This is a genomic window from Culturomica sp. (assembly GCF_003524185.1).
Lineage (GTDB): Bacteria > Bacteroidota > Bacteroidia > Bacteroidales > Marinifilaceae > Culturomica > Culturomica massiliensis.
On record NZ_DOED01000006.1, the window covers coordinates 25528 to 46785 of the forward strand.

Here is a 21258-nt window from a genome sequence, read left to right on the forward strand (position 1 = left end):
ACGATATGATTTGCAGGAGGATCGGATTTCAATGTTTCGTCAACACATCAATTGGAAAATAACCGGGAAATAAATACGGAAAGAGGCCAACCGAAAAGTAAAACTTAAAAGTGCCCTTTTTACAGGGCACTTGGGATAAGGTAAAGCGATCAATAACTATATCTCAATTCAGCCTTCAGCCTGCAATTCGGCTTGGAACTGTGTATATCGATCGTAATTGTCGTACTGTGCCAAAAACTGGTCTTCAACTTACAGGAAACAGAGCCACCGGTCGGTATATTACTCCAATCCCCTCCACCTCCGTCACTGGAACGTACATTTATACTAAAAACAGCACCGCCAGGCTCCTGTATGGTAGCTGTAGCAGAAATCGTAACGCCCCAGCCTTTTTTAGAAATCTGATAATGTGCATTACCATTACGGTCCAGGTCGATTTCAAATGGAATCGTACCGCCTCCATTACAAGACTGTGTGGTTACTTGGGGAAACTCATCATTTCCTGCCAATTGATTTTCCACATGCTTCTGAAGCTGTGAAAAAATAATATCCAAATTTTCTTCCATAATAATAAAATTTAAACATTATACACCTAACAAACGGATAATATCTGTGATATAAGGTTTCCCTTCATTCGGGAGGGGCTCAAATACAGCAACGATAGCATGGTATGTTTTAGAAATTTCCGTTACAGTAGTCACTTTGCAGGTAAAACGGTAATTTGTGCCTGCTACGATTTGACTCGAAACGCAAATCGGATCGTATGTAGCTCCGCACCACCCCTTCATTACTGTTTCGAACAGTTTCCGATCTTCTTCCGTCAAAGGACGCCTGGGACTCCACCCTCCGGGAAGCGTAGAATCGAGATCGGCATTTTTTTCGATTTGAATCGGAAGCACTTCTTCATAAAGCAGATCATCGGGAGAAGAGGCCCTGAAAAATGCAAATTGAATGGCTGCTTCCCCCGGCTCGATACATTTAAATACAAAGTATTTTTTCAACGGAGCACCTATGCGATATTCTCCGGGTTCCGAACGTGTACCTTCTTCCAGGAGAGCTAATCCTCCTTCTAAACGGACCAAAAAATAATTGGTACCGATACTCGGGCTTACTTCCCGTTCAACAGTAAAAATTTCATTTACTTTCATGGCTTTGGATTTTTAGTTAATACTTAAAACACTATCTATCAATAGATAAATCAGTTTTCCTCATCCCATAAAGACCTCTCCCGTTGAATGCAAACAAAGCAATGTCAAATCAACATATTGTAGCATTCAATAGCCTCCCTCATTTCCGGCGTATATTGGGTTTTATCCCAACTTTCGATAATGCGGGAAGCTTCTTTTGCACATTCCGGTTCTTCTATATAATAATAACAATAAGATAAAAGCTTACATTTTAAAGGCGACCCTGCCATTTGCGGCAACAAGCGCTCTGCAAACGCCAATGCCTGTTGCAATTCCTTCTCCGTATTACCGATTTCCCGGGCATCCATAAGGGCGATAAGGGCTTCTGCCTTTATTGTAATATCCTGCTCTTCAGAATAATATTCCAGTATATCGGCAGACAACTCGGTTATCATACGTTTTATCGTTTGCTGTTCTTCACTCCACAATTTATCTCCGGATTGAATCTGATGTCTTCTGCCGGTTTCACAAAGGGACTCCAACAAATAGCTTCGAGCCAAAAGAGAAAGATTCTGAAGAGATAGGTTCATAATTCACAAAATATAAATAGTCTGTTTTTATTTGGTCGTCGCCGGGAGAATCGAACTCCCGCTCCCTGACCACAGCGACGGCGTTGCCTTCGGGGGTTTCCCCACCGGAACCAAATCCGATTCACGCCCGGTCTGTTACCCTACGCGTGTAGCAACCCACGGCGACGCCACCGGGAGACTCTTTTACGTCCAAAACTGTCAAAACAACGTCTGACTCTGAATGATAACAACACAATAAATGTGTCCGTTTTAACGTTCGATAAAATAGACAACAACCCAATGACCGGATTGTTAAAAAAAGAAATTGAAAACAGACACCGTAAAAAATTATTAATCAACAAGTGATATGAATTTTGGATATCAACAAAAAATATCATACATTTGTATTTACATTTGTTCATTTAAATGAACGTTTAATTACGCTTTTTTAGACATTCTTACCATAAAAACCGTAGCCTTTCTTTTTTCTTTTCGTTACTTACACAGATTCATTAAATCTGTAATACTATGATTGTAGCTTATTTAAGAGTCAGTACGGAACGACAACATCTGATCAACCAACGGAATGAAATTACAAAATTCGCACAGGCAAGAGGAATGACGATCGATCGTTGGGAAAAAGAGGTAGTCAGCGGACGTTGCCGTAAAGAAGACCGCAATTTGGGACATCTGTTAAAATCATTAAAATCCGGAGATAGCCTGATCGTCACGGAACTTTCCCGTTTGAGCCGGACGCTTTATGATATTATGAGTGTATTGAACAATTGCCTGGAACGTAAAATAACGGTCTACAGTACAAAAGACGGTTATGCTTTCGACGACAGTATCAATAGCAAAGTACTGGCTTTTGCTTTCGGGCTGGTAGCCGAAATCGAACGGAATCTGATTTCGTTACGTACCCGGGAAGCATTGGCCACCCGCCGTCAGGCAGGTATCCGACTGGGCAGACCCGCAAATTACAGGCCCAAACACCAATTGTTAAACGAAAAGCGGGAACGTATCGCAGATTTATTAAAACAAGGGGTCCCTGTTAAAACCATTTGTTTACGATATGGTTTTTCCCGCAGTACATTTTATAAACACTGGAAAGAAAACAAAATCAATTCCCCCTCCGACAGGTATTGATTTATTTTTAATCTACGATTTAAACGGATCAGAACCGTAGGTTCGTTGATCTGCGAAGACACAAGACAAGCATTAATCAAACTCCAAAGACGGTTCTTATCCAAAATCATAGATTTCCAAGGTAGATTGTGAGTGCAATCTGAAATTCATGATTTCAAGCAGGCTTTTAACCGTCAATCATATACGCCGCAAGACGGCCAACACATAACGCCGGATAAACCGGAGATGAAACCAAAGAGCAGAATAAAAGCGCCAGGTAAAAGACTGACAATGACGTATTCTGCCATCCGGATAGCGAACGGCAAAAAGGATCGCAAAGATATCGGACCGAACGGCTTTTTCCTTATTTTGCCAACAACCGTCTCCCTGCATAATAAAATACTCTCCCCGAAGGGCGATAATACGATGCAACAATAGTTTTCCTCCATAGCGGAATAAAACCACATCTCCCCGCCCCAATGCCCTGTCTCCGGGAGGACAAAGTTCCAAAATATCCTTGCCGTCGCGGAGAAAAGGAAACATGCTGTTTCCCCGTATGTAAAGACTGACGTTTTTACCTTCCTGTAATACAGCTATCGCTTCTTCCAACAATAAATTCGAAACGGTTTTCATGAACGGAAAATGGTTTGGTAAACCAATCCGGCAGCATCCGGATCAGGCAAACATTCCAGGATATACACAGGGACCCGCTGTAAAACATCGGAAATCGTCATGCAAATTGCATCAGAGAGTTCTATGTCTCCCATTAACTCCGGAGGACAGGAAGGATACACAGCCCCTAATGCCCTCAATACGGATAACTCCGAAATTCGATTATACGGAGCTTGTTTCAGGCGTACCAAAGCAATTAAAGGATAAGCTTCATTCTTGTAACATGGAGTTTTGCCACTCCAGGGAGAACCGGAGACAAGCGGATATCCTTCGGTAATACGTACAACCGGACTGTCATCATTTAATAAAACGGCACCGGAAATATGTTCGCACCATATACGGGTGTGCGTACTTTTACCGGTCCCGGATTCCCCTAAAAAAAGAACGGCTTTCCCATTGCACGTAATGACAGAAGCATGGATTGCTATCGTCCGCTGCATGGCAAAAGATATATTGTAAGCCACCCAGAATCCGAAACGCAACAAATCCGGGTGGGATGTCGAATCTGTCAGCACTTTACGCCGCCCGGGGAAACAAAGCAAATGAAATGAATTATATCCGTCGGACGACTGAAGACTGCATAGAAAACAAGCCTTCCCCTTATATATCCGCAAATGTCCGATCTCCAAAAAGCTTTCATAAAATAAGATACCCGGCACCGAAGGTAAAATCCGGTCCGTCTCGATTGTTAAATCAGGACAAGCAGACGACTCTTCACTTAAAAACGGGACAAAACATCCCATCCGTTCCAATAATTCCGATGTCCCGGAGCCACCGATCACCAACATATGTCCGGCGATACGATAAACTTTTTTCCTGTTTCCTTCCATAAATCGTTTCTTTACCGTAACTTCAATAACAAATGAGGATGTTTCAGGTGCTCGGCAACAGAATAACCAATACGGCTTACAAATGCACTACGGTAAACAAGTTTGTGTTTCCAGCGAGACGAAAAGAACCGCCGGGCCTTGAATAGAAAGACGGTAAACGCCGATTTTCCGATAGGTTTATTCTGCACAACAACACTCAGTACCTCATTCTGCATACGACGGTACAACTGCTTGTTCTCACCCGGAGGGACAGGACAACAACAAGGATCTATTCCGGTTACATCGAAAGCCAAAACCGTAAATACCCGGGCAAATTCCAACAAACCCGTTCCTTCCAAGGTGTTCATAAATGCACCAACATCTACTTTCTGTCCGCATTTTTGCCAAAAAAGAGCCCAATCGCAAAAATGCCGCAGAACGATGCCTTCGGAAGCGAAATGAACCGCTGCGTGCCGCAATAGGAATAATGCATTGAAATCTGCCGGAGGTGTCCATAATTTATTTGCCTGCACCGGCAATTCCGCACAAGGACAGTCAGCCAGTATATCGTATAACTTTTTCTCCAGGCATTTGTCAACGGTATCCATTTTTACATTCAGGAAATATTGATGATTTTCAACCGGAATGGCACGGTAATAAAATTTAGAATGCTTATAATAATCCACATTCACATCTATTCCGTTATCTTCTGCCCATTTATTCCCTTCTTCGTATTTACCGAACAACCACACGTCGATGTCACCTCCTTCGCGGTGAGCGGGTACCGGATATAAAGAAGCCAGTCCCAATCCTTTCAGTATCATTATACGAATTTCCTGTCGGGCTAATTCTCCGGCCAGTTCTCCGGCTGTACGGGTATACCGGGCAAAACGGTTTTCTATTTTTTCCACATTCAACACCCATTGCAAGCGTAACTCCCTCGGTAGTAAATACTCCGCAGATAATTTTTTCAATCCGTCCCATATCAAAGCCAGAACTCCCTGCCCGGAAGCGATTTTATATACTTCTTTCCAATCCTGCCCGGAAAGCATTTCAAGTTCTTTTATCTCCGCAGGGCATCTACCTATAGCAGTACGTAAAAGTCCGACCACTATTTTTTCATGCTCCATATCAAAGTATAGCTTTACATTGCTTCAGAGAATCTATCCATACCAAAGCATCGCGCTTCGCTATTTCTTCGGGGATCGAATAGGTTTTCATCAATAGTTCCACCACATTTTCCTCCGTAAATTCCTTATGCCTGAATTTTACCCATAATTCTTTGGCTGTATCGTTCAGAGAAATTACTTTGGTCATATCGGCACCCTGCGTGCCGTGCATAATTACGATATTTTCACCGGCAATCACCCGCAACCGGTAATCTGGATTAATTTTCATACTAATATTGATTTAATAAAAGGTTTGAAAGTCACAGTCCGTTACTTTCAAACCTTTATTACATTATTTAAATTCCGCCGGGAAATAAACGCCTGCCGGGAAACGGAAGTAACCGGCATAGGTCGCTTTCAGAGGTTCTGCAGCATTGAAATTCCACACGCTGACGTGGTTGATCTTGTAGTCCTGACCATATCCCTTGATTGTCGCCATATACACTTCTCCGGTTTCCGGATCAACGCCCAAGCTGTTGTAATTCATTGCAGCATCTGCAATTTTACTCGTTATATTCAATAACTGCTCTGTTGTTCCGGAAGTAAAATCATGCCTGTATATCGTTGTCGACCCGTTTGTAAAATACACGTTATCTCCAAAAGCAGCAAAAGCCGGCACGGCACCCCAGCCTGCTCCGATTTTATAACTTCCCAATTCATTGCTTTTCAGAATAGAATAATCGGCCGGATCAATCTTCATCATAACGGCCGGATTGGATACTACAGAGACCCATAATTTCCCGTCCGCCGATTTCCGGAGACCCGATATATTAGCATCCATAGTAATGGTATGTACGATATCCGTCCGTCCCGGTTCCAATACATGCAAGGATTTACCGGCAGCGGCAAATACCTTATTTCCGGCAACGGCCATCCGGTTTTTAATAACTCCTTTTGTACCTTCGATAAACTGAATCGTTTTTGTGGCAAGATTAAAAGAGTACACCCCATTATTATCCCGGATAAAAGCATATCCTCCCGTCACTGCGATATGGGTCGGCCAACTTAAAGCCGGAGTAAACTCGTCTGCTTCGTAAGCCACCACTTTTTCCATCGTTTTCGCATCGGCAACGACAAACATTCCGACTCCACCGTTTCTGCTGCCATTTTGCGTAATGATATAAATTTTGCCGTCATTGATAAACAGGTCCTGTGCTACATTTCCCATATGTTCACCGTTAGCCCGGTAATAAATATCAGGGGTCATTACTCCATCCGGAGAAATATGACAAAGGGTTCCGGTTTCATTCGACATATTGCCTTCCATCAACACTAAAGCACCTTTGGTATAATCGACTACAGCCGGAGTCAAGGTCGTCAGGTCAAGCGTTTTCGTATAACGTTTTCCGGCAAGTAAATCGGCGTTACCGCTAAACGTCTGCACACCTCCTGTCGTTCCGACAGTAATCGTCGCCGGCGAAGCCGTGAAATTCGTTGGAGCGATCATCATATATACGGTTGTTGAAGCTCCGACAGCCAACGTTACAGGTTCTTTCACCGACAGTTGTACGACAGTCCGCTTCACCCCGTCGATCATATTACCGGAAGCATCTATCGTCTTCCCTGCCGTCAGGGTGGAAGTGGTAATGTCGAATGTATAGTCACCGGCAATCGTCTGTCCGTTTCCGTCCAATTTTACCGTTTCCAATGCTATCGGAGCTGCCGTCGAATTGGTGACTGTAAATTCCAATAATACAAAAGCATGGCGAAAAGAAAAATCCAGCGTCCGATCGATATAGTTACCGACAGTTCCTCCGTCCAAGCTCAAAGAAGCATACATAAAATCGGTCGCCCCGATATGAGCCGAGCTATTGGCAGCCTCCTGTACCTGATTATTGGAAAGGGTTGCCGGGAGACGGGTCAGGACTGCCGTTGCATCGGCACCTTCCCGATAGGGATAGTAAGCATAAAAACGGTGTGTACCCGAAGCTCCCCATTTGTATTTTCCCGTATAAGTAACGTTATCGGCTACGGTAAAAGTTGCAGAAACATTATTCTCACCCGATGCCAGTGTATATTTGATATTCGTTACATTACGGTCGGCATCGTTCGTCTCGGCCAGAGCCTTATCGGAAAAAAGTGCGATCGCATCGCTGCTGTTCCATAAAATACTGTAATCGTCGCCGATCGATGTGCGGGTAGACTCTCCGCTCTTTCCCGTTACTTTAAGTCCTTCATTCGGCTGTACCGAAATTCCGTGTTCATCCTCCTGACAAGCTCCGAACAAGCAGGCAAAGAACACGAATAATAACATTCCTTTTTTCATTTTTTATCTTGTATTTTTATTAATAATCAACTTCGTTTATTACCAGTTGCCTCCGTTATCCCAGGGATAGGATGAAGAAGCGAATCCTTTTTCCACTTCAATTTCAATGATTTCAACCACAGGCGGCTGATAACTTCTAATTTTTTGTTTTTCCATCATTATGTATTTAAAAGTTTGTGTTCCATCTTTCTATTCGACTTTACAGACGTTTTTCATTTCAAATTATTAAATTGTTTATTTCCGGATTGCAATGTCGTCCATACAGAAATATGCCGGAGTATTCATTCCATAGGTCCCGGTATCGGAGCTCGATAAAGTAAATGTCAATTTATTTACAGCTCCGAGCGATGTTAAATCGAGTTTCGTCCATTGCTGTATAATATCGGACTTCCCGTTCCGGTAATCTGCCAAATAAAAATCGACTGTACCGATTTGCCCTCCGTCTTTGTTATATCCGGTTACGGTCAGCTTAAACCAATCTCCATCTGCAAATTTTTTCGCAAAGCTATCTCCGTTCAGCATGGAAAGCACGGCATAGGTAGAGTTGGTTACATACAAATGGTCAACGGTCTTTTCTGTCGCTGTCGGAAAAGTAATTGCCGAAGTATAATCGGGTCCCATAATATTTTCAGCACAATAGACAATGGCAAACCTTTCTGATCCGTTCCGTCCGCCCAGTGATGTCAAAGGGTCCTTATAATAAACACTGTACTGATTCGACACTCCGGCAACCGTCATATCACAATTTCCGGAATAAGCCACTCCGCACCAGAAAGCAGAAGGACCTCCCATCGCTGCCGTATAAGGATAAGCTGTAAACGTCGCACCGTAACGGGTATGGGTATAAATATCACAAATACCGTAATCATCCGTCGTTCCGGTGGATGTTCCGTAAGAAACGCCATTGTCTTCCAATACAATATCCTCGAAATCAATCACATCATACGTCATTGCAGGAGTCAACGCATTAACGTCCAAATTCTTCGTATAACGTTTCCCGGCCTGAAAATTCGCATTTCCGGTAAATTCCTGGTCTCCGGCAGAAGTTTTTACCGTGATACGGGCTGCCGCGGATGAAAAATCAACAGGGGCAATCAACAGGTAGACTTTGGTGGAAGCTCCGGCTGCCAGCTCGACTCCCCCCGCAACAGTAAGTCCGACGACATGGCTCTTACCTCCTTCGATCTGAGTTCCGGATGCATCCGCCGTTTTCCCCGAAGTAAGAACCGAGGTTTTCAGGTCGAAAGTATAATCTCCGGCAACCGCTACGGTTCCTCCGTCCAAAGTCAACCCTTCCAGTACCAACGTTCCGGTAGTAGAATTGGTAATGTGGAATTCCAATAATGAGAAAACATGTCTGAAAACAAAATTCAGAGTTTTCCCGATGTATTCTCCTTTCGTTCCGGATTCCAACGCTAAAGAGGCATACATAAAATCCAACTTGCCGATATGATCCGAATTATTTGCGCCTGCCTGAATCTGGGCATTGGGCAAATTAACCGGTATATACTGAAGTTTGGTATTAGCACCTGCAGCATCCCGATACGGGTAACAGGCATAAAAATAGTGTGTCCCGGGATCTCCCCAGACGTATTTTCCGGTAAAGGCCAGACGATTGTCCGAAGCAACTCCGAAGGTTCCGGAAGTTCTGTCCGCCCCCTCCGTCAACACATATTTAATGTTGGTTACACTTTGGTTTTTAAAAAACGGACCGTCAGCCGATATTCCCCATTCTGCCTGAGCCTTATCGGAAAAAAGAGCGATAGCATCGCCGGCACTCCATAAAATGCTATAGTGATCTCCTATCGAAGTCCGAACCGGAGAAGCATTACTCCCTGTCACTTTCAAACCCTCATCCGGCCTGAATGAAAGGGCGTGTTCCTCCTCCTGACACCCCCAAAGCAGACAGGAGAATAACACCGATAATAACAACCATTTTTTCATTATTTCTGTTTTTATCTTCTATTTACCGTTACCAGTTGCCTCCGTTATCCCAGGGATAGGATGAAGAAGCAAATCCTTTTTCCACTTCGATTTCAATAATTTCGATCACCGGGGATTGATAATTTTCAATTTTTTCCATAGTCTCTGATTTTATAATTAAACATGAATTATTTCCGTGTATCGATACTGATTCCTTTGACATGTAAATCAACGGCTCCGGCTACTTCTGTAGAACATTCTCCCAGCCAGCCGTTTTCCTGATTGACACCGCAATACACTTTTACAAAGTCGATTCCCGGTAATTCCACCGGATTTCCGTCGGCATCCACAGCCCAAGCCAGATCGATAGCCGATTCGTCATCTGTATTGGGATAATTATCAGCATAGCCATAACGAAAAGCATACAGGACAAAATAATTACCCGCTCCACTTTCATCCAATCCGTTTTCAGGTAAACGGGTTCCACTGAAAGTCAATCTGTCTTCGTTCACCCAAGCAGGGAAATAAGATTGCCGGTGAAACATATTCTTAGCCTTATATCCTGAATTCCCTTGATTGTCTTCCCAATAAATATATTCGTCGGCAACCTCTTCCGACACAGGGCGGTGGTAGGTGATTTCATAATTACGAATTGTCCGGACATCTTTACCCGCCTCAAGGAAAAAAGGATACCAAGCTTCGTTCTCTGCTGTCTGATATGCACTTCCGGCAATTTCATACCATTCGTCATCCGGGAGTCCGTTACCGTTTTTATCGTAGGAAACGACGATAATTCCCGGTTCACAACTTCCGCCGAACGGAGCATCGGGACGGGGATTGGCATTAGAACCGAAAGCATTTCCTAAAATCCGGATATCCCGTTTTCCCTTTACGTTCACAACCGTATGGTCAAAACCGAAAACAATATACCCCCCGAATCCGCCCAAACTGACCATCCCTCCGTTCTCTTTTCCAACCAAATACCCTTCAACCTTGGTAATTATATCTTCCCGGGTATCTCCTTCGGTATAAGCAGGTAAATCATTGGTAAACTGTCCTACTGCCGGGAGGAAATCATAGATTTTAGCAATATACGGCGATGCCTCGGCAATACTTTTCTTTACCGTCACCGAAATGTTTCCCGTCTGACTTTCCTCTCCTTTTGTCGCCGTAACTTTCAATTTATAAGTGCCCGGCAGTCCTGCTAAAAAAACGGCCTCTCTGGATGTCGCCGCCGTCAGTGAATAAATCTCTGAAGGTGCACTTTCCATACTCCATTGCCAAACAACATCTTCTCCTTCCGGAGCATTCGTTAAAACAAGACGTGTCAAAACATTGGAAAAGGAGGTAAAGACCGTATCTTTAATTTCTCCCAATTGTTCATCATCATCACCGCCCCCCGGAGTGCCCGGACCGTTATTATCGTCGCTGCATGCCAAAAACAATGCACAGCACAACGAAATCAACATTAAAAATTCAATTGTCTTTTTTTTCATAATCTGTTTATTTAAGTTACTCTGTTATTAACCACATATTTCAAAACCCATAAAAAACGGGATATAATGCAATTACACATAAGCTCATTTATACACAAAAGCAAAATGCCCCGGAATATTCCCGGCTGTCGTCTTCCATTTCAATTTACCTTCCGGCGTAAAACAATAGATATATCCCGTTACAACATAATTCTGGGCATCTGTAATAAAAATTTCCTTTGTTTCCGGATTGACGGCAATTCCGTAAGGAATCAATATTTTCTTATCCGTACCGTCGGTAATTATTTTGTCGGATACGACTTGTTGCGTCCGGGTATCCAGTATGCCATACGTCACCGTATTCTGTCCCGTGTGATGACTGTATGCGACACTGTAGAAATAGAGAGAATCACCGACCATACACATCTCGCTAACCGGTATATTCAAATCGGCCACCACCTGATCCGTAATCGTATTGATGACAAATAAATCCGGAGCGACATCATAATAATCCCCCCGGGAGGATACGTAAATATACCCCCGTTTATCCAATTGCATCCGGTGCAGGTTTATCGCTACATCTATATCCTTGATTTTCCGGAAGGTTTTTAAATCCACCACCGACACCCGGCGGTCATAATCGGGAACCCGATATCCCCCGGAATTCGCCACATACAATTTCCCGTTATGAATAACTATTTCTTCCGGCTGATAGCCAACCGTCACTTTACGCGTCAGTTTTAATGTCGCCGTATCTATTTCTGCCACAAAACCGATTTCCGCATTGGGATCGATTGCTACCTTCCCCGCATACGAACTGACATAAGCCTTCCCCTCATGAAAAGCCATATACCGGCAATTAGGCACCTGTATGGTATCAATATGCCGGGTCGTTTCCACATCGAACACCTCGATAAAATTAGAACAGTTGATAACGGCATAAGCTTTCGACCCGTATATTTTAATATCGTTGCCGACATCCCCTAATTCTTTAACGATCTGCGGATTGCGTTCCGAATACAAATCACGGGTATATATGCCGGTCGTATAATCGAAATAATCCAGAGAAGCCCGGTTCATCCCCATATTCCCTTCGTTGAGTAAATAAAAACCCTTAATCCGGGTATTTGCCAAGGGGTAAGAAACCGTCTCGGAGTCCGAAAGAAAAATAATCTCATCTTTCCGGCAAGCCCAAAAAGACACTAACAGCAGGGACAAGTATATAATCTTTTTCATCAGAAGCTAAGAGTTAAAATAAAACGGAAATTTCGTCCGGGCATCGGATAGTTCAGTACGACATCATAATATTGATTCAGTAAATTATTGGCTTCAGCCGATAATTTCAGAGTATAGTCCCGGTAATGGAAAGTTTTTTGCAATGAAGCATCGTGTGTATACCACGGTTCGATACGGTTGCGTTCAATATTATTCACCGCTCCATTATAACGTTCCCCGACATAGATAAAACTGTAATTCACTGCCCACGTTTTATAGGTCAACCCACCGATAACCGATCCGCTATGCCAGGGAGTATAAGGAATCTGATCCCCATACGAACTAAGCTTGAAACCGTTGATTTTGGTAAAATCCCGGGCTTTCGACCAGGAATAAGTCAGGTTTGTATTCAGTTTTACTTTCCCGATCGCCGTCTGAACAGCAACCGTCGCATCTATCCCTTTGCTCTCCACCCTTCCCATGTTCGTCATCATCCATCGGAAACTGCTTCCGGTAGGCGTTGCAATAATTTTATCGGTAATCGCGGCATAATAAGCATCTGCCTGAGCCGTCAAAAGCGTGATAAAAGAGGCCTTAAACTCCTTTTTATAACTGACACCGAAGTTATACTGACTGGCATACTCCGGTTTTAATTTACTATAACCGATCTGGGTATAATACAAATCATTAAAGGTAGGCATACGAAAAATCCGTTTATAGAAGAAACGTAAGGTCAGATCCGTTTGCCTGAAAGGTGTATATCCGACAAATAGGGCCGGCGCCAACTCGTGTTTATCAGGGGATTTTGTATTGTATCTTACTTTTTCAAAAACCAATGTCCCCAACAAACTGGCTTGCATTTTCAATCGTCCGAAATCCACAGCCGTCGCCAAAGCTCCCCAGGCCGAATGACGTTCGGGGAAAGTAAAAAGAGTACCTACCCCCCGCATATCCGCATTCAGTTTATTGTATTGCCAATCGACGGCAAGCGATACCTCCCAGTTCGGCCGGATGGCATAGGAATGAGCCGTAGAAAAATACCAGTCCTGCTGATAATACCGGTTATCGTATTGCATTTTTTTGGTAACATAGTCTTCCATAAAAAGCACCGTATCACGGGACAGATAATGAGTATAATCCCAGGCAAATTTTGCACTGAATTGCATTTTGTAGCGGGGAGACAATTCTTTTTTCAAAAAAGCCTGAAACATAAAATTTTTATCTCCCTGCCGTTCTCCGCCTGAAAACACATTCCGTACGATCGCTCCCGGCAATCCCCTGTCGGACTGGTAGTAGTAAATCTTCGCCTGCCACACCCCGTCAGACAATGTTCCATATAAACCGCTTTCTATCCGGAATGCATCTATATCGCTGTTTCTCCGTATAGCAGTTGTATCATAAGCGACCGCCCCTCCGGGTGTCAACCTTCTGTAACGGAATTTATACCGCCCGTTGGAATGCAGGTATTCACCTCCGGCAGTTATCGACAGACGATCGGAAAATTGATGCTCGAGACGAAAAGAGGGATTACACAGTTGTATGGAACCTGCCTTATAACGCAAAAGAGCATGCGTATGCTTTCCCTTTTCAAAAACCGGACGTTTTGTTTTTAAATAAACAGCCGAAGCCGATGCAAAATCCTTTGCAGCCTGAAATATTTCACTTTTTTGCCCGTTGTACAAAGCCACCTCTTCCAAGTCGTCCAAAGAAAAACGACTGAGATCGACAACTCCATTCTGGGCATTCCCGATTTGCAAGCCATCGTAAAAAACGCCTACATGATGAGAACCCATGTTGCGCACGTTGATGGTCTTCAAACCTCCCATGCCACCGTAATCCTTAATTTGAACACCGGCAAAATAGCGAAGAGCATCCGCCAGAGAATGAGAATTGAGACGCTGCAACTGCTCACCTTCCAAACGCTGGGCCGGGATAATCTCTTTATACTGCCGGGCCACGACAACGGCCTCATCCAGAAGCTGCACACTGTCCAACCTGCTTTGTGCCTGTAAAGCAGCTATCATTGCCAACAGGCAAAATATGCACACACACTTTTTCATGTAATAAAATCTGTAAAACCACAAAATTCATACAGATTTCACATCACACGGGGAATAACCGAACAAGTAAAAACGTTACACTGAGAGTGTTTTAATAAAGTCAGAATACCGTTACACTTTCTCCCATTCGCCGCAGGAGCAAAATCTAAATACGCAAGGCAGGTCTTCTGACTTATTCCGTTTTGACGCCTTCCCAACCTTTAGGTCAGTGGCAAAGTATGTCAAAACATCTTTGGAACTTACAGCAGCGGGAACTGTTGCCGATTTGCACGGCATTCCCTTTTAATTCCATTCGCGAAAACGAATCGGAAACCATTGCGCAGCAAAAGTATTTTTTCAGAATGACATTTACAAATAAAATCAGAAATTTAATTTCATCAACACATATAACATGTCGTATACCAATTAATTACAAGATATTATCTATATTTTCCCAACGTTTTATCTTTTGAAAAATATCGAATCCGGATTTGAAAAATTCTGCGACTTTTTGTTCCGGATCAGGATAGGAAAGGGCATCTTTCAACGTCAGAAAGAACTCCTTCTTTTCCGGTTTAAACAGAGCTTTATCCGGTTGCAGCAAGGATTCATTTCCCCTTATCGTTTCGATAAAAGGATAGGGCATGGCAAAAAAGGCAGCCTGCGGGAAACTGATATCACCCGGCCAAAACCCACATTCGTATAACCGTTCGTCAAAAGCCTTCTCCATAACGGGATCCTTTTTACCGAAAGGTGCCGGCTCTCCGCTAAACACAATACAAGTCAGATCCATCGTACCAAAATAATAAGCCGGATAATGCACTTTACAGCGAAATGCCGTCAGATAACGGGCCATAGCACCATAAGCAAACAACATATTCTCTAACCATTTGCGGATAGCAACCTTATCGTAGCTGTGATGCTTGTCGTCCTTATCGAATTCCAGGGGATCATAAAATTCCTGCGGATGAACATTGATCAGGGTCGGTGAACCGATTTGTTCCAAAGCCGAGGCAAACTGTCCGTAAAAAGCGGCAACACTCACGCCATCTTCCAAAGGTATATTTACTTTTTTCCCGTCACCGTTCATAAACTCTACCTGATGTTCTCTGAAGTTGAATAAAATGGAAAAAGGGGACGAATCTCCGGGTATCAGTCCGGTTGTCAATCCGTCCGGGACAAGATAGAGCCTTACATGTGCCCATTGGGGCCGCTTCGGGCTACGCTCCACTTTCACTTTCCCCGCCATCTGCAAAAACAGATGTACCGTATCGGCCGTATCCTGCCATTCAGGATAATCCAAATATATATCTTCCATCCTTTTATTGTATAACTGTTCGACAATCTACTTCTTAAACTTACCTTCCCTGAAAATAGTTCTTCCTTTTAACTTTATTTAGAGCCTATTTTTTTCAAACAAAATTGTTCCCCTCTCCGTTATATCTTTCCGGAGGATATCGGAAAAGCGGGGTAATTTTTACAAATATGATTTATGAAGAGCTATACTCTGATTTTCATTTTCTATCTACTATTTGTTTTTCCGGTTTCCGGTAACGAACGGAAAACACTTCCGCAATTCCATTTCGGCGGAGCCTTACGTTTCAATTACAATTTTTCGGACTGGAACCGGGGACACAGGGACAGAGGCGGGGACTTCGGATACGATGTATTTCTCCTTCACCCGACAGCTTCTTACAAAAAATTACTGTTGGATGCCGATTTTCGTTTTTACAGCACAGCTTTCGGAGGATTTATGCTGAAATACGGCTGGATCGGCTACCAATTCAATCCGCAAAACCGTATCGAAGTCGGACTCACCCGGGTGCCTTTCGGCATCCAGCCTTCAGGAGCCCACAACTTCTTCTTTCAAATTGCCTACTATGTGGGATTGGAAGACGATTCGGATATGGGAGTCAAATTCGTACATACGGGAGAGCATTGGGAATATGCACTGGCTTTTTTCAAAAATGCAGAAGAACTGTTGTTCAGTGCCGATGCCGAAGTATCTGATGATCGCTACGGATATGACGTTGCCGGACGAAACAAGGAAATCAACCAATTAAACGGACAGGTATTTTACAAATGGGGAGAAAACGTCATACAAAAAAGCGGTGTATCGGCCGAATTCGGGCAGTTATATAACCTGGATACCCGGAATAACGGTACTCATTTTGCTTTTGCCCTTCACCACGAACTCTACTGGAAAGGTCTCAGTTTAAAAGCACAGGCAACGACTTACGCCCTGTATCCTAAAAATGCTCCCGGAGAAGGCCGGACCCTCATCACAATGACGGCTTACGGAGCCCCTTATCTCGTTGCCGCCAAAGCCAATATCTATTCATTGAGTCTGGGATATAAATTCCCGATTCATTGGGGACCGTTCAAAAGCCTTCAAATATACAACGACTTCGGGTGGCTGCAAAAATGGAATGACAATTACAAAGACAGTTTTCAAAATGTGTCCGGCTGCCTGTTGACCGCAGGCCCGGTACAAACCTACATCGATTACGCCCTGGGAAAAAATCAGGCCTGGCTGGGGCCGGACTGGAACGGTTTCGGACCGGGAGGAGGCAGTGATTCCTGGCATGCCCGCTTTAACATTAACATCGGTTATTATTTCTAAAATCAAATTTATGCTGACAGAAATTTTTACACTCTACCGGGACCGTTGGGATTTTTTCCTGCAACTGATGTTACAACACATCACGATATCCCTTATAGCCATCGTCTGTGCAGGAGTCGTCGGACTATGTCTCGGTATTTTTATCAGCCGCTACCGGAGAAGCAGGAGTACGATTCTGGGATTGACGAATTTCATTTATACCATTCCTTCGATCGCTTTATTCGGCTTTTTGATACCTTTTTCAGGTATCGGCAATACCACCGCTATTATTGCCCTCACGATCTATGCTTTGCTTCCGATGGTAAGGAATACATATACCGGCATCCGGAACATCGACCCGGAAATCACAGAAGCCGCCCGCGGTATGGGAAGCACTCCCTTCCAACTCCTTTACCGGATCGAATTGCCATTGGCATTCCCGGTGATTTTAACCGGCTTACGCAACATGGTCGTCATGACGATTGCTTTGGCAGGTATCGCCGCCTTCATCGGTGCCGGAGGATTAGGCGTTGCCATCTACCGGGGAATTACCACTAACAATCCGGCCATGACTGTCGCCGGCAGTTTACTGATTGCCGTATTGGCTTTGTTCACGGACGGTTGTGTCGGTCGCTATGAAAGTTACATCAAAAAGAAACGCAAAATGAGCCGGGTATGAAAACAACACTACTCTATCTGCTTACGAGCCTGTTTTTATTCGTGGGCTGCCAAGATTCGGATACCACGATCCGGATTGCCACCAAACCGATGACCGAACAATTCATCCTGGGAGAAATGCTGGCCATACTGATTGCAAACAACACCTCTCTCCATCCCGTTATCACCAAAGGAATAGGAGGCGGAACAAGCAATATCCACCCGGCAATTGTAAAAGGCGATTTCGACTTATACCCCGAATATACGGGAACCGGCTGGCTGGTCGTTTTGAAAAAAAATAATTTACTACCACCACAGCAACTTTACGACCAACTGGCAGAAGCCTATCGCCAACAGTTCCATCTGGTCTGGATCGGTCCTTACGGCTTTAACAATACCTATAGCCTCGCCGTAAAAGAAGAAAATGCCCGTAAATTCGGGCTACAGAAATTTTCAGATCTGGCCCGTTATCCGGACCAATTCAGATTCGGGGCCGAGTATGATTTTTTTGAAATACACGAAGGGTACGATGCCCTGTGTAAATTTTACAACCTCAAATTTAAAAAGACAATGGATATGGATATCGGTTTGAAATACGAAGCCATTAAATCGGATAAAATCGATGTTATGAACATTTTTACTACGGACGGACAGCTTAACGGTGCCCGCCTGACCGTCCTGGAAGACGACAAACATTTTTTTCCGACTTATTACTGTGCAACCGTTGTCCGCGAAGAAACGTTGCAAAAACATCCGGAACTGAAACAGGTGCTGGCTAAAATGAATCATATTTTAACGGATAGCGAAATGTCCGAACTCAACTATCTTGTAGAAGTAGCAGGCCAACCGGAACACGATGTCGCTTTAAATTTTCTGAAACGCAAGGGAATCCTGACTCAAAATTAACCTGGACTTATGAATGATTTTCCCGCTATACGATTCGATCACGTCTCGAAAGATTACGACGAACATACCATTTTAAAAGATATCAGTCTGGATATCCGGAAAGGTGAATTTCTGACTGTCATCGGCAGCTCCGGCAGCGGAAAAACGACCTTGTTAAAGCTAATTAACGGCTTAATACAACCGACATCCGGAAAAATATATATCAACGGGAAAGACATTTCTCTGGAAAATCAAACCCTTTTAAGGCGTAATATCGGATATGTAATTCAAGGCATCGGATTATTTCCGCACATGACCATACGAAAAAACATAGCCTATGTACCCGGTTTGCTCAACAAAAAAGACAAAAAACGGACAACGGCAGCCGTCGGGCGGTTGATTCAAACGGTCGGACTCGACCCGGATATGTTGGAACGTTATCCTTCCGAACTTTCCGGAGGACAACGGCAGCGTGTCGGCATAGCCCGGGCACTTGCCGCCAATCCGGATATTCTTCTGATGGACGAGCCCTTCGGAGCCGTGGACGAAATTACCCGGAAAATGCTTCAGTCCGAAATTATCCGGATTCATCAGGAATTGCATGTGACGATCGTATTCATTACCCACGACATCCGGGAATCCCTTTTATTAGGCAGCCGGGTTCTGGTCATGAACAACGGATGTATCGAGCAGGAAGGTTCTCCTGATGAAATCCGCCGATCTCCGAAGTCCGACTTTGTAAAAGCCCTGACCGGACACGAAATACAATGACCTTACGACCGTTTAATTGTGGATTTTAAATTGTGGATTATATAAACAAATTCCATTTCTTGATAAAAAATCAACGATCAATACGTACCATGAATTATCCACAGCATACTTAAATAAAAAATATATGAAAAAGAAACATCAAAAAATCCTGACACTTATCGGAGCTATTATTCTTTGCATTCTGCTATTGTGGTGGCTGTTTGCAGCTACATTAATCGAAGAAGACGAAGAAATGCCTACCTCTGTTATTACGGAACAGGCAGAATAAGCTTTTCAGGGAACAAAAAACGCCGGACCGAATTCCGGCCCGGCGCTATTTCGTGATCATTTCCCCGGTCAATATCCTGCAGCTTGCGCTATTCTCTTCGGAATATCGGTATTGTCCAGTTTACCACTGAACAATTGAGCTCCGGCACCTATGGCATATACCGGAACAACCCCGGCTGAATGACTGCCGCTCGTCCAACCGACCATTGCAATGCCATCGAGTATCCGGATGGCCTCTCCGGCCAGTTGTTCGTTTTCAGAATAAAGATTCTTCTCCGGTTTCGCGTTTTTCGAACCAAAAGTATTTTTGTATACCTCCTTTAATCTAGCCTCCTGAGCTTCACTCAACGGCACCTGATTCCAGAATCCGAGATTTTCTGTCAACACGCTTTTCACATCTTCCCAGCTGACTTTGTTTCCTTTTTCTTCCCGTAACTGATGAAGTTTTGCCGTCAGTTTATCCTTCGATACTTTCTGATATTGCAAAGCCTGTAAATTCAAAGCATATTTTCCGGTTCCCAAAACAATACCTCCGGTTTCATGATCGGCTGTAATGACAATCAACGTCTCATCCGGATGCTGATTGTAAAAATCCAACGCTTTCTGTACAGCCTCATCCATATCAACCACTTCCCGGAAAGCCGTTGCCGCATCATTTCCATGACAAGCCCAGTCGATCTTACCTCCTTCAACCATCAGAAAAAAACCGTTATCGTTATTCCGGGTCAAAAATTCAATCGCATTCTCTGTAATCTGTGCCAATGTCAGATCATTCCCGGAGCGATCTATCGCATAAGGCAGAGAAAAATTATCGCTTCCTTCCTGCTGTATAAAAATTAGTTTCCCGGCATCCCCGGCTTTGGCTTTATACTCTTCCATTCCCCGGATTACAGTGTAACCTTCCTTGTCAAACAGTTCATACAAATTGATAGCCGTCGAATCTTTTTTATTATTGGGTTGTACAAAACCGGCTCCGGCATAGAAATCAAAACCGGCTTTCGGCAAATCCGTACCGATTTCGTAACTCATCCCACGATCCGGACGATGAGCATAAAACACTGCCGGAGTAGCATGATCGACACTCACAGATGTCGTTATTCCGACTTTTTTACCCGCTTCTTTCGCTTTTGTAGCAACACTGTATAACGGAGCCTGATGCAAACTGTCCATACCTATCGTTCCGTTTTTCGTCTTTGTTCCCGAAGCCAATGCCGTTCCGGCAGCAGCAGAACAGGTAACAGAATTGTATTTAGAATAAGTGGTTGCAAAATTCACAACAGAAAATTGTGTGAAATGTAAAGGCTTAATACCAATCCGGCCTTCTTTTTCCGCCAAATACATTTCTGTACCGTTTACCTGATTTACCCCCATCCCGTCACCGATAAAATAGAATACGTACTTTGCCTTCTTTTCTTTAGGCCCACATTGGCATTGCGGCAACAAAAACAGCACAACTGCCAAAACAGATAATAAATAAATCGCTCTTCTCATTTTATTTTTAAATTAATTCAAAAACATACTGTCCGTTATTTAAGTTCAAAAATAAAAACAAAAATTCAAATACAGTCGTCTTCTCCTTCAATTTAATGAAAAAGTAACAAAATAATTAAAAAGTCCACCGACCAAAATAAGGTTTAAATTTTAGATTTACGATTTTAGATTGGAATACAAGCAAAAAATTGTTGATTCG

General features: G+C 43.6%; 20 protein-coding genes and 1 riboswitch. Of the genes, 6 read left to right on the top strand and 14 right to left on the bottom strand.

The features are described from left to right. Window positions 1-149: 149 nt before the first annotated feature. The 3 genes from DD657_RS01610 to DD657_RS01620 form a co-directional block, all read right to left on the bottom strand. Window positions 150-563: a hypothetical protein gene (locus tag DD657_RS01610; protein ID WP_287048199.1), complete on the bottom strand. Its 414-nt coding sequence runs from the start codon at window positions 561-563 to the stop codon at window positions 150-152. An 18-nt stretch (window positions 564-581) separates the two neighbouring features. Then, entirely contained in the window at window positions 582-1145 is a 564-nt protein-coding gene (locus DD657_RS01615) for a protease inhibitor I42 family protein (protein ID WP_287048201.1), read from the bottom strand. Between the two features lie 104 nt (window positions 1146-1249). Beyond that, window positions 1250-1714 (bottom strand): hypothetical protein, encoded by a 465-nt coding sequence (locus DD657_RS01620; RefSeq protein WP_021989309.1) that lies wholly within the window; start codon window positions 1712-1714, stop codon window positions 1250-1252. A 507-nt stretch (window positions 1715-2221) separates the two neighbouring features. Here DD657_RS01620 and DD657_RS01625 point away from each other — a divergent pair. Next, window positions 2222-2839 (top strand): recombinase family protein, encoded by a 618-nt coding sequence (locus tag DD657_RS01625; protein ID WP_287048204.1) that lies wholly within the window; start codon window positions 2222-2224, stop codon window positions 2837-2839. A gap of 177 nt (window positions 2840-3016) precedes the next feature. On the opposite strand, the gene DD657_RS01630 is transcribed toward DD657_RS01625, so the two are convergent. The 10 genes from DD657_RS01630 to DD657_RS01675 all read right to left on the bottom strand — a co-directional run bounded on the left by DD657_RS01630 (window position 3017) and on the right by DD657_RS01675 (window position 15704). Next, window positions 3017-3451, bottom strand: coding sequence for a S24/S26 family peptidase (locus DD657_RS01630; RefSeq protein ID WP_021989312.1), 435 nt, complete (start codon window positions 3449-3451; stop codon window positions 3017-3019). Next, window positions 3448-4320: a hypothetical protein gene (locus DD657_RS01635; protein WP_287048206.1), complete on the bottom strand. Its 873-nt coding sequence runs from the start codon at window positions 4318-4320 to the stop codon at window positions 3448-3450. Before DD657_RS01635 ends, DD657_RS01630 begins: the two co-directional genes overlap by 4 nt. Window positions 4321-4331: 11 nt before the next feature. After that, window positions 4332-5429 carry a nucleotidyltransferase domain-containing protein gene (locus DD657_RS01640; protein ID WP_287048207.1) on the bottom strand — a complete coding sequence of 366 codons (1098 nt, stop codon included), beginning with the start codon at window positions 5427-5429 and terminating at the stop codon, window positions 4332-4334. 1 nt (window position 5430) lies between these two features. After that, on the bottom strand, window positions 5431-5697 hold the full coding sequence (locus DD657_RS01645) for a PqqD family protein (protein ID WP_021989315.1): 267 nt from the start codon (window positions 5695-5697) through the stop codon (window positions 5431-5433). Between the two features lie 63 nt (window positions 5698-5760). After that, window positions 5761-7734 (bottom strand): DUF5074 domain-containing protein, encoded by a 1974-nt coding sequence (locus tag DD657_RS01650; protein ID WP_287048209.1) that lies wholly within the window; start codon window positions 7732-7734, stop codon window positions 5761-5763. 234 nt (window positions 7735-7968) lie between these two features. Continuing rightward, window positions 7969-9678, bottom strand: a complete 1710-nt coding sequence (locus DD657_RS01655) for a DUF4465 domain-containing protein (protein ID WP_287048210.1) — start codon at window positions 9676-9678, stop codon at window positions 7969-7971. A gap of 167 nt (window positions 9679-9845) precedes the next feature. Continuing rightward, window positions 9846-11153, bottom strand: a complete 1308-nt coding sequence (locus DD657_RS01660; RefSeq protein ID WP_068691104.1) for a hypothetical protein — start codon at window positions 11151-11153, stop codon at window positions 9846-9848. Window positions 11154-11237: 84 nt separating this feature from the next. Continuing rightward, window positions 11238-12368, bottom strand: coding sequence for a YncE family protein (locus DD657_RS01665; protein ID WP_068691105.1), 1131 nt, complete (start codon window positions 12366-12368; stop codon window positions 11238-11240). Continuing rightward, on the bottom strand, window positions 12368-14407 hold the full coding sequence (locus DD657_RS01670; protein WP_287048212.1) for a TonB-dependent receptor: 2040 nt from the start codon (window positions 14405-14407) through the stop codon (window positions 12368-12370). The genes DD657_RS01665 and DD657_RS01670 overlap by 1 nt, the downstream gene beginning before the upstream one ends. A gap of 140 nt (window positions 14408-14547) precedes the next feature. After that, a riboswitch (cobalamin riboswitch) is annotated at window positions 14548-14740 on the bottom strand. A 76-nt stretch (window positions 14741-14816) separates the two neighbouring features. Then, a complete protein-coding gene (locus DD657_RS01675) occupies window positions 14817-15704 on the bottom strand; it encodes a DUF5996 family protein (RefSeq protein WP_273134000.1) in 888 nt (295 codons plus the stop codon). Window positions 15705-15878: 174 nt separating this feature from the next. Here DD657_RS01675 and DD657_RS01680 point away from each other — a divergent pair, with 174 nt between their 5' ends. The 5 genes from DD657_RS01680 (at window position 15879) to DD657_RS01700 (ending at window position 19569) form a co-directional block, all read left to right on the top strand. Beyond that, window positions 15879-17009 (top strand): hypothetical protein, encoded by a 1131-nt coding sequence (locus DD657_RS01680; protein WP_287048214.1) that lies wholly within the window; start codon window positions 15879-15881, stop codon window positions 17007-17009. 10 nt (window positions 17010-17019) lie between these two features. Further along, entirely contained in the window at window positions 17020-17667 is a 648-nt protein-coding gene (locus DD657_RS01685; protein ID WP_021989325.1) for an ABC transporter permease, read from the top strand. Further along, window positions 17664-18551 carry a glycine betaine ABC transporter substrate-binding protein gene (locus tag DD657_RS01690; protein ID WP_068691113.1) on the top strand — a complete coding sequence of 296 codons (888 nt, stop codon included), beginning with the start codon at window positions 17664-17666 and terminating at the stop codon, window positions 18549-18551. Before DD657_RS01685 ends, DD657_RS01690 begins: the two co-directional genes overlap by 4 nt. 9 nt (window positions 18552-18560) lie before the next feature. Then, on the top strand, window positions 18561-19301 hold the full coding sequence (locus tag DD657_RS01695) for an ATP-binding cassette domain-containing protein (RefSeq protein ID WP_021989327.1): 741 nt from the start codon (window positions 18561-18563) through the stop codon (window positions 19299-19301). A 124-nt stretch (window positions 19302-19425) separates the two neighbouring features. Then, window positions 19426-19569 (top strand): hypothetical protein, encoded by a 144-nt coding sequence (locus DD657_RS01700; protein ID WP_021989328.1) that lies wholly within the window; start codon window positions 19426-19428, stop codon window positions 19567-19569. Between the two features lie 68 nt (window positions 19570-19637). Here DD657_RS01700 and DD657_RS01705 read toward each other — a convergent pair whose 3' ends face one another. Beyond that, window positions 19638-21059, bottom strand: coding sequence for an alkaline phosphatase (locus DD657_RS01705; RefSeq protein WP_287048216.1), 1422 nt, complete (start codon window positions 21057-21059; stop codon window positions 19638-19640). Between the last annotated feature and the right edge of the window lie 199 nt (window positions 21060-21258).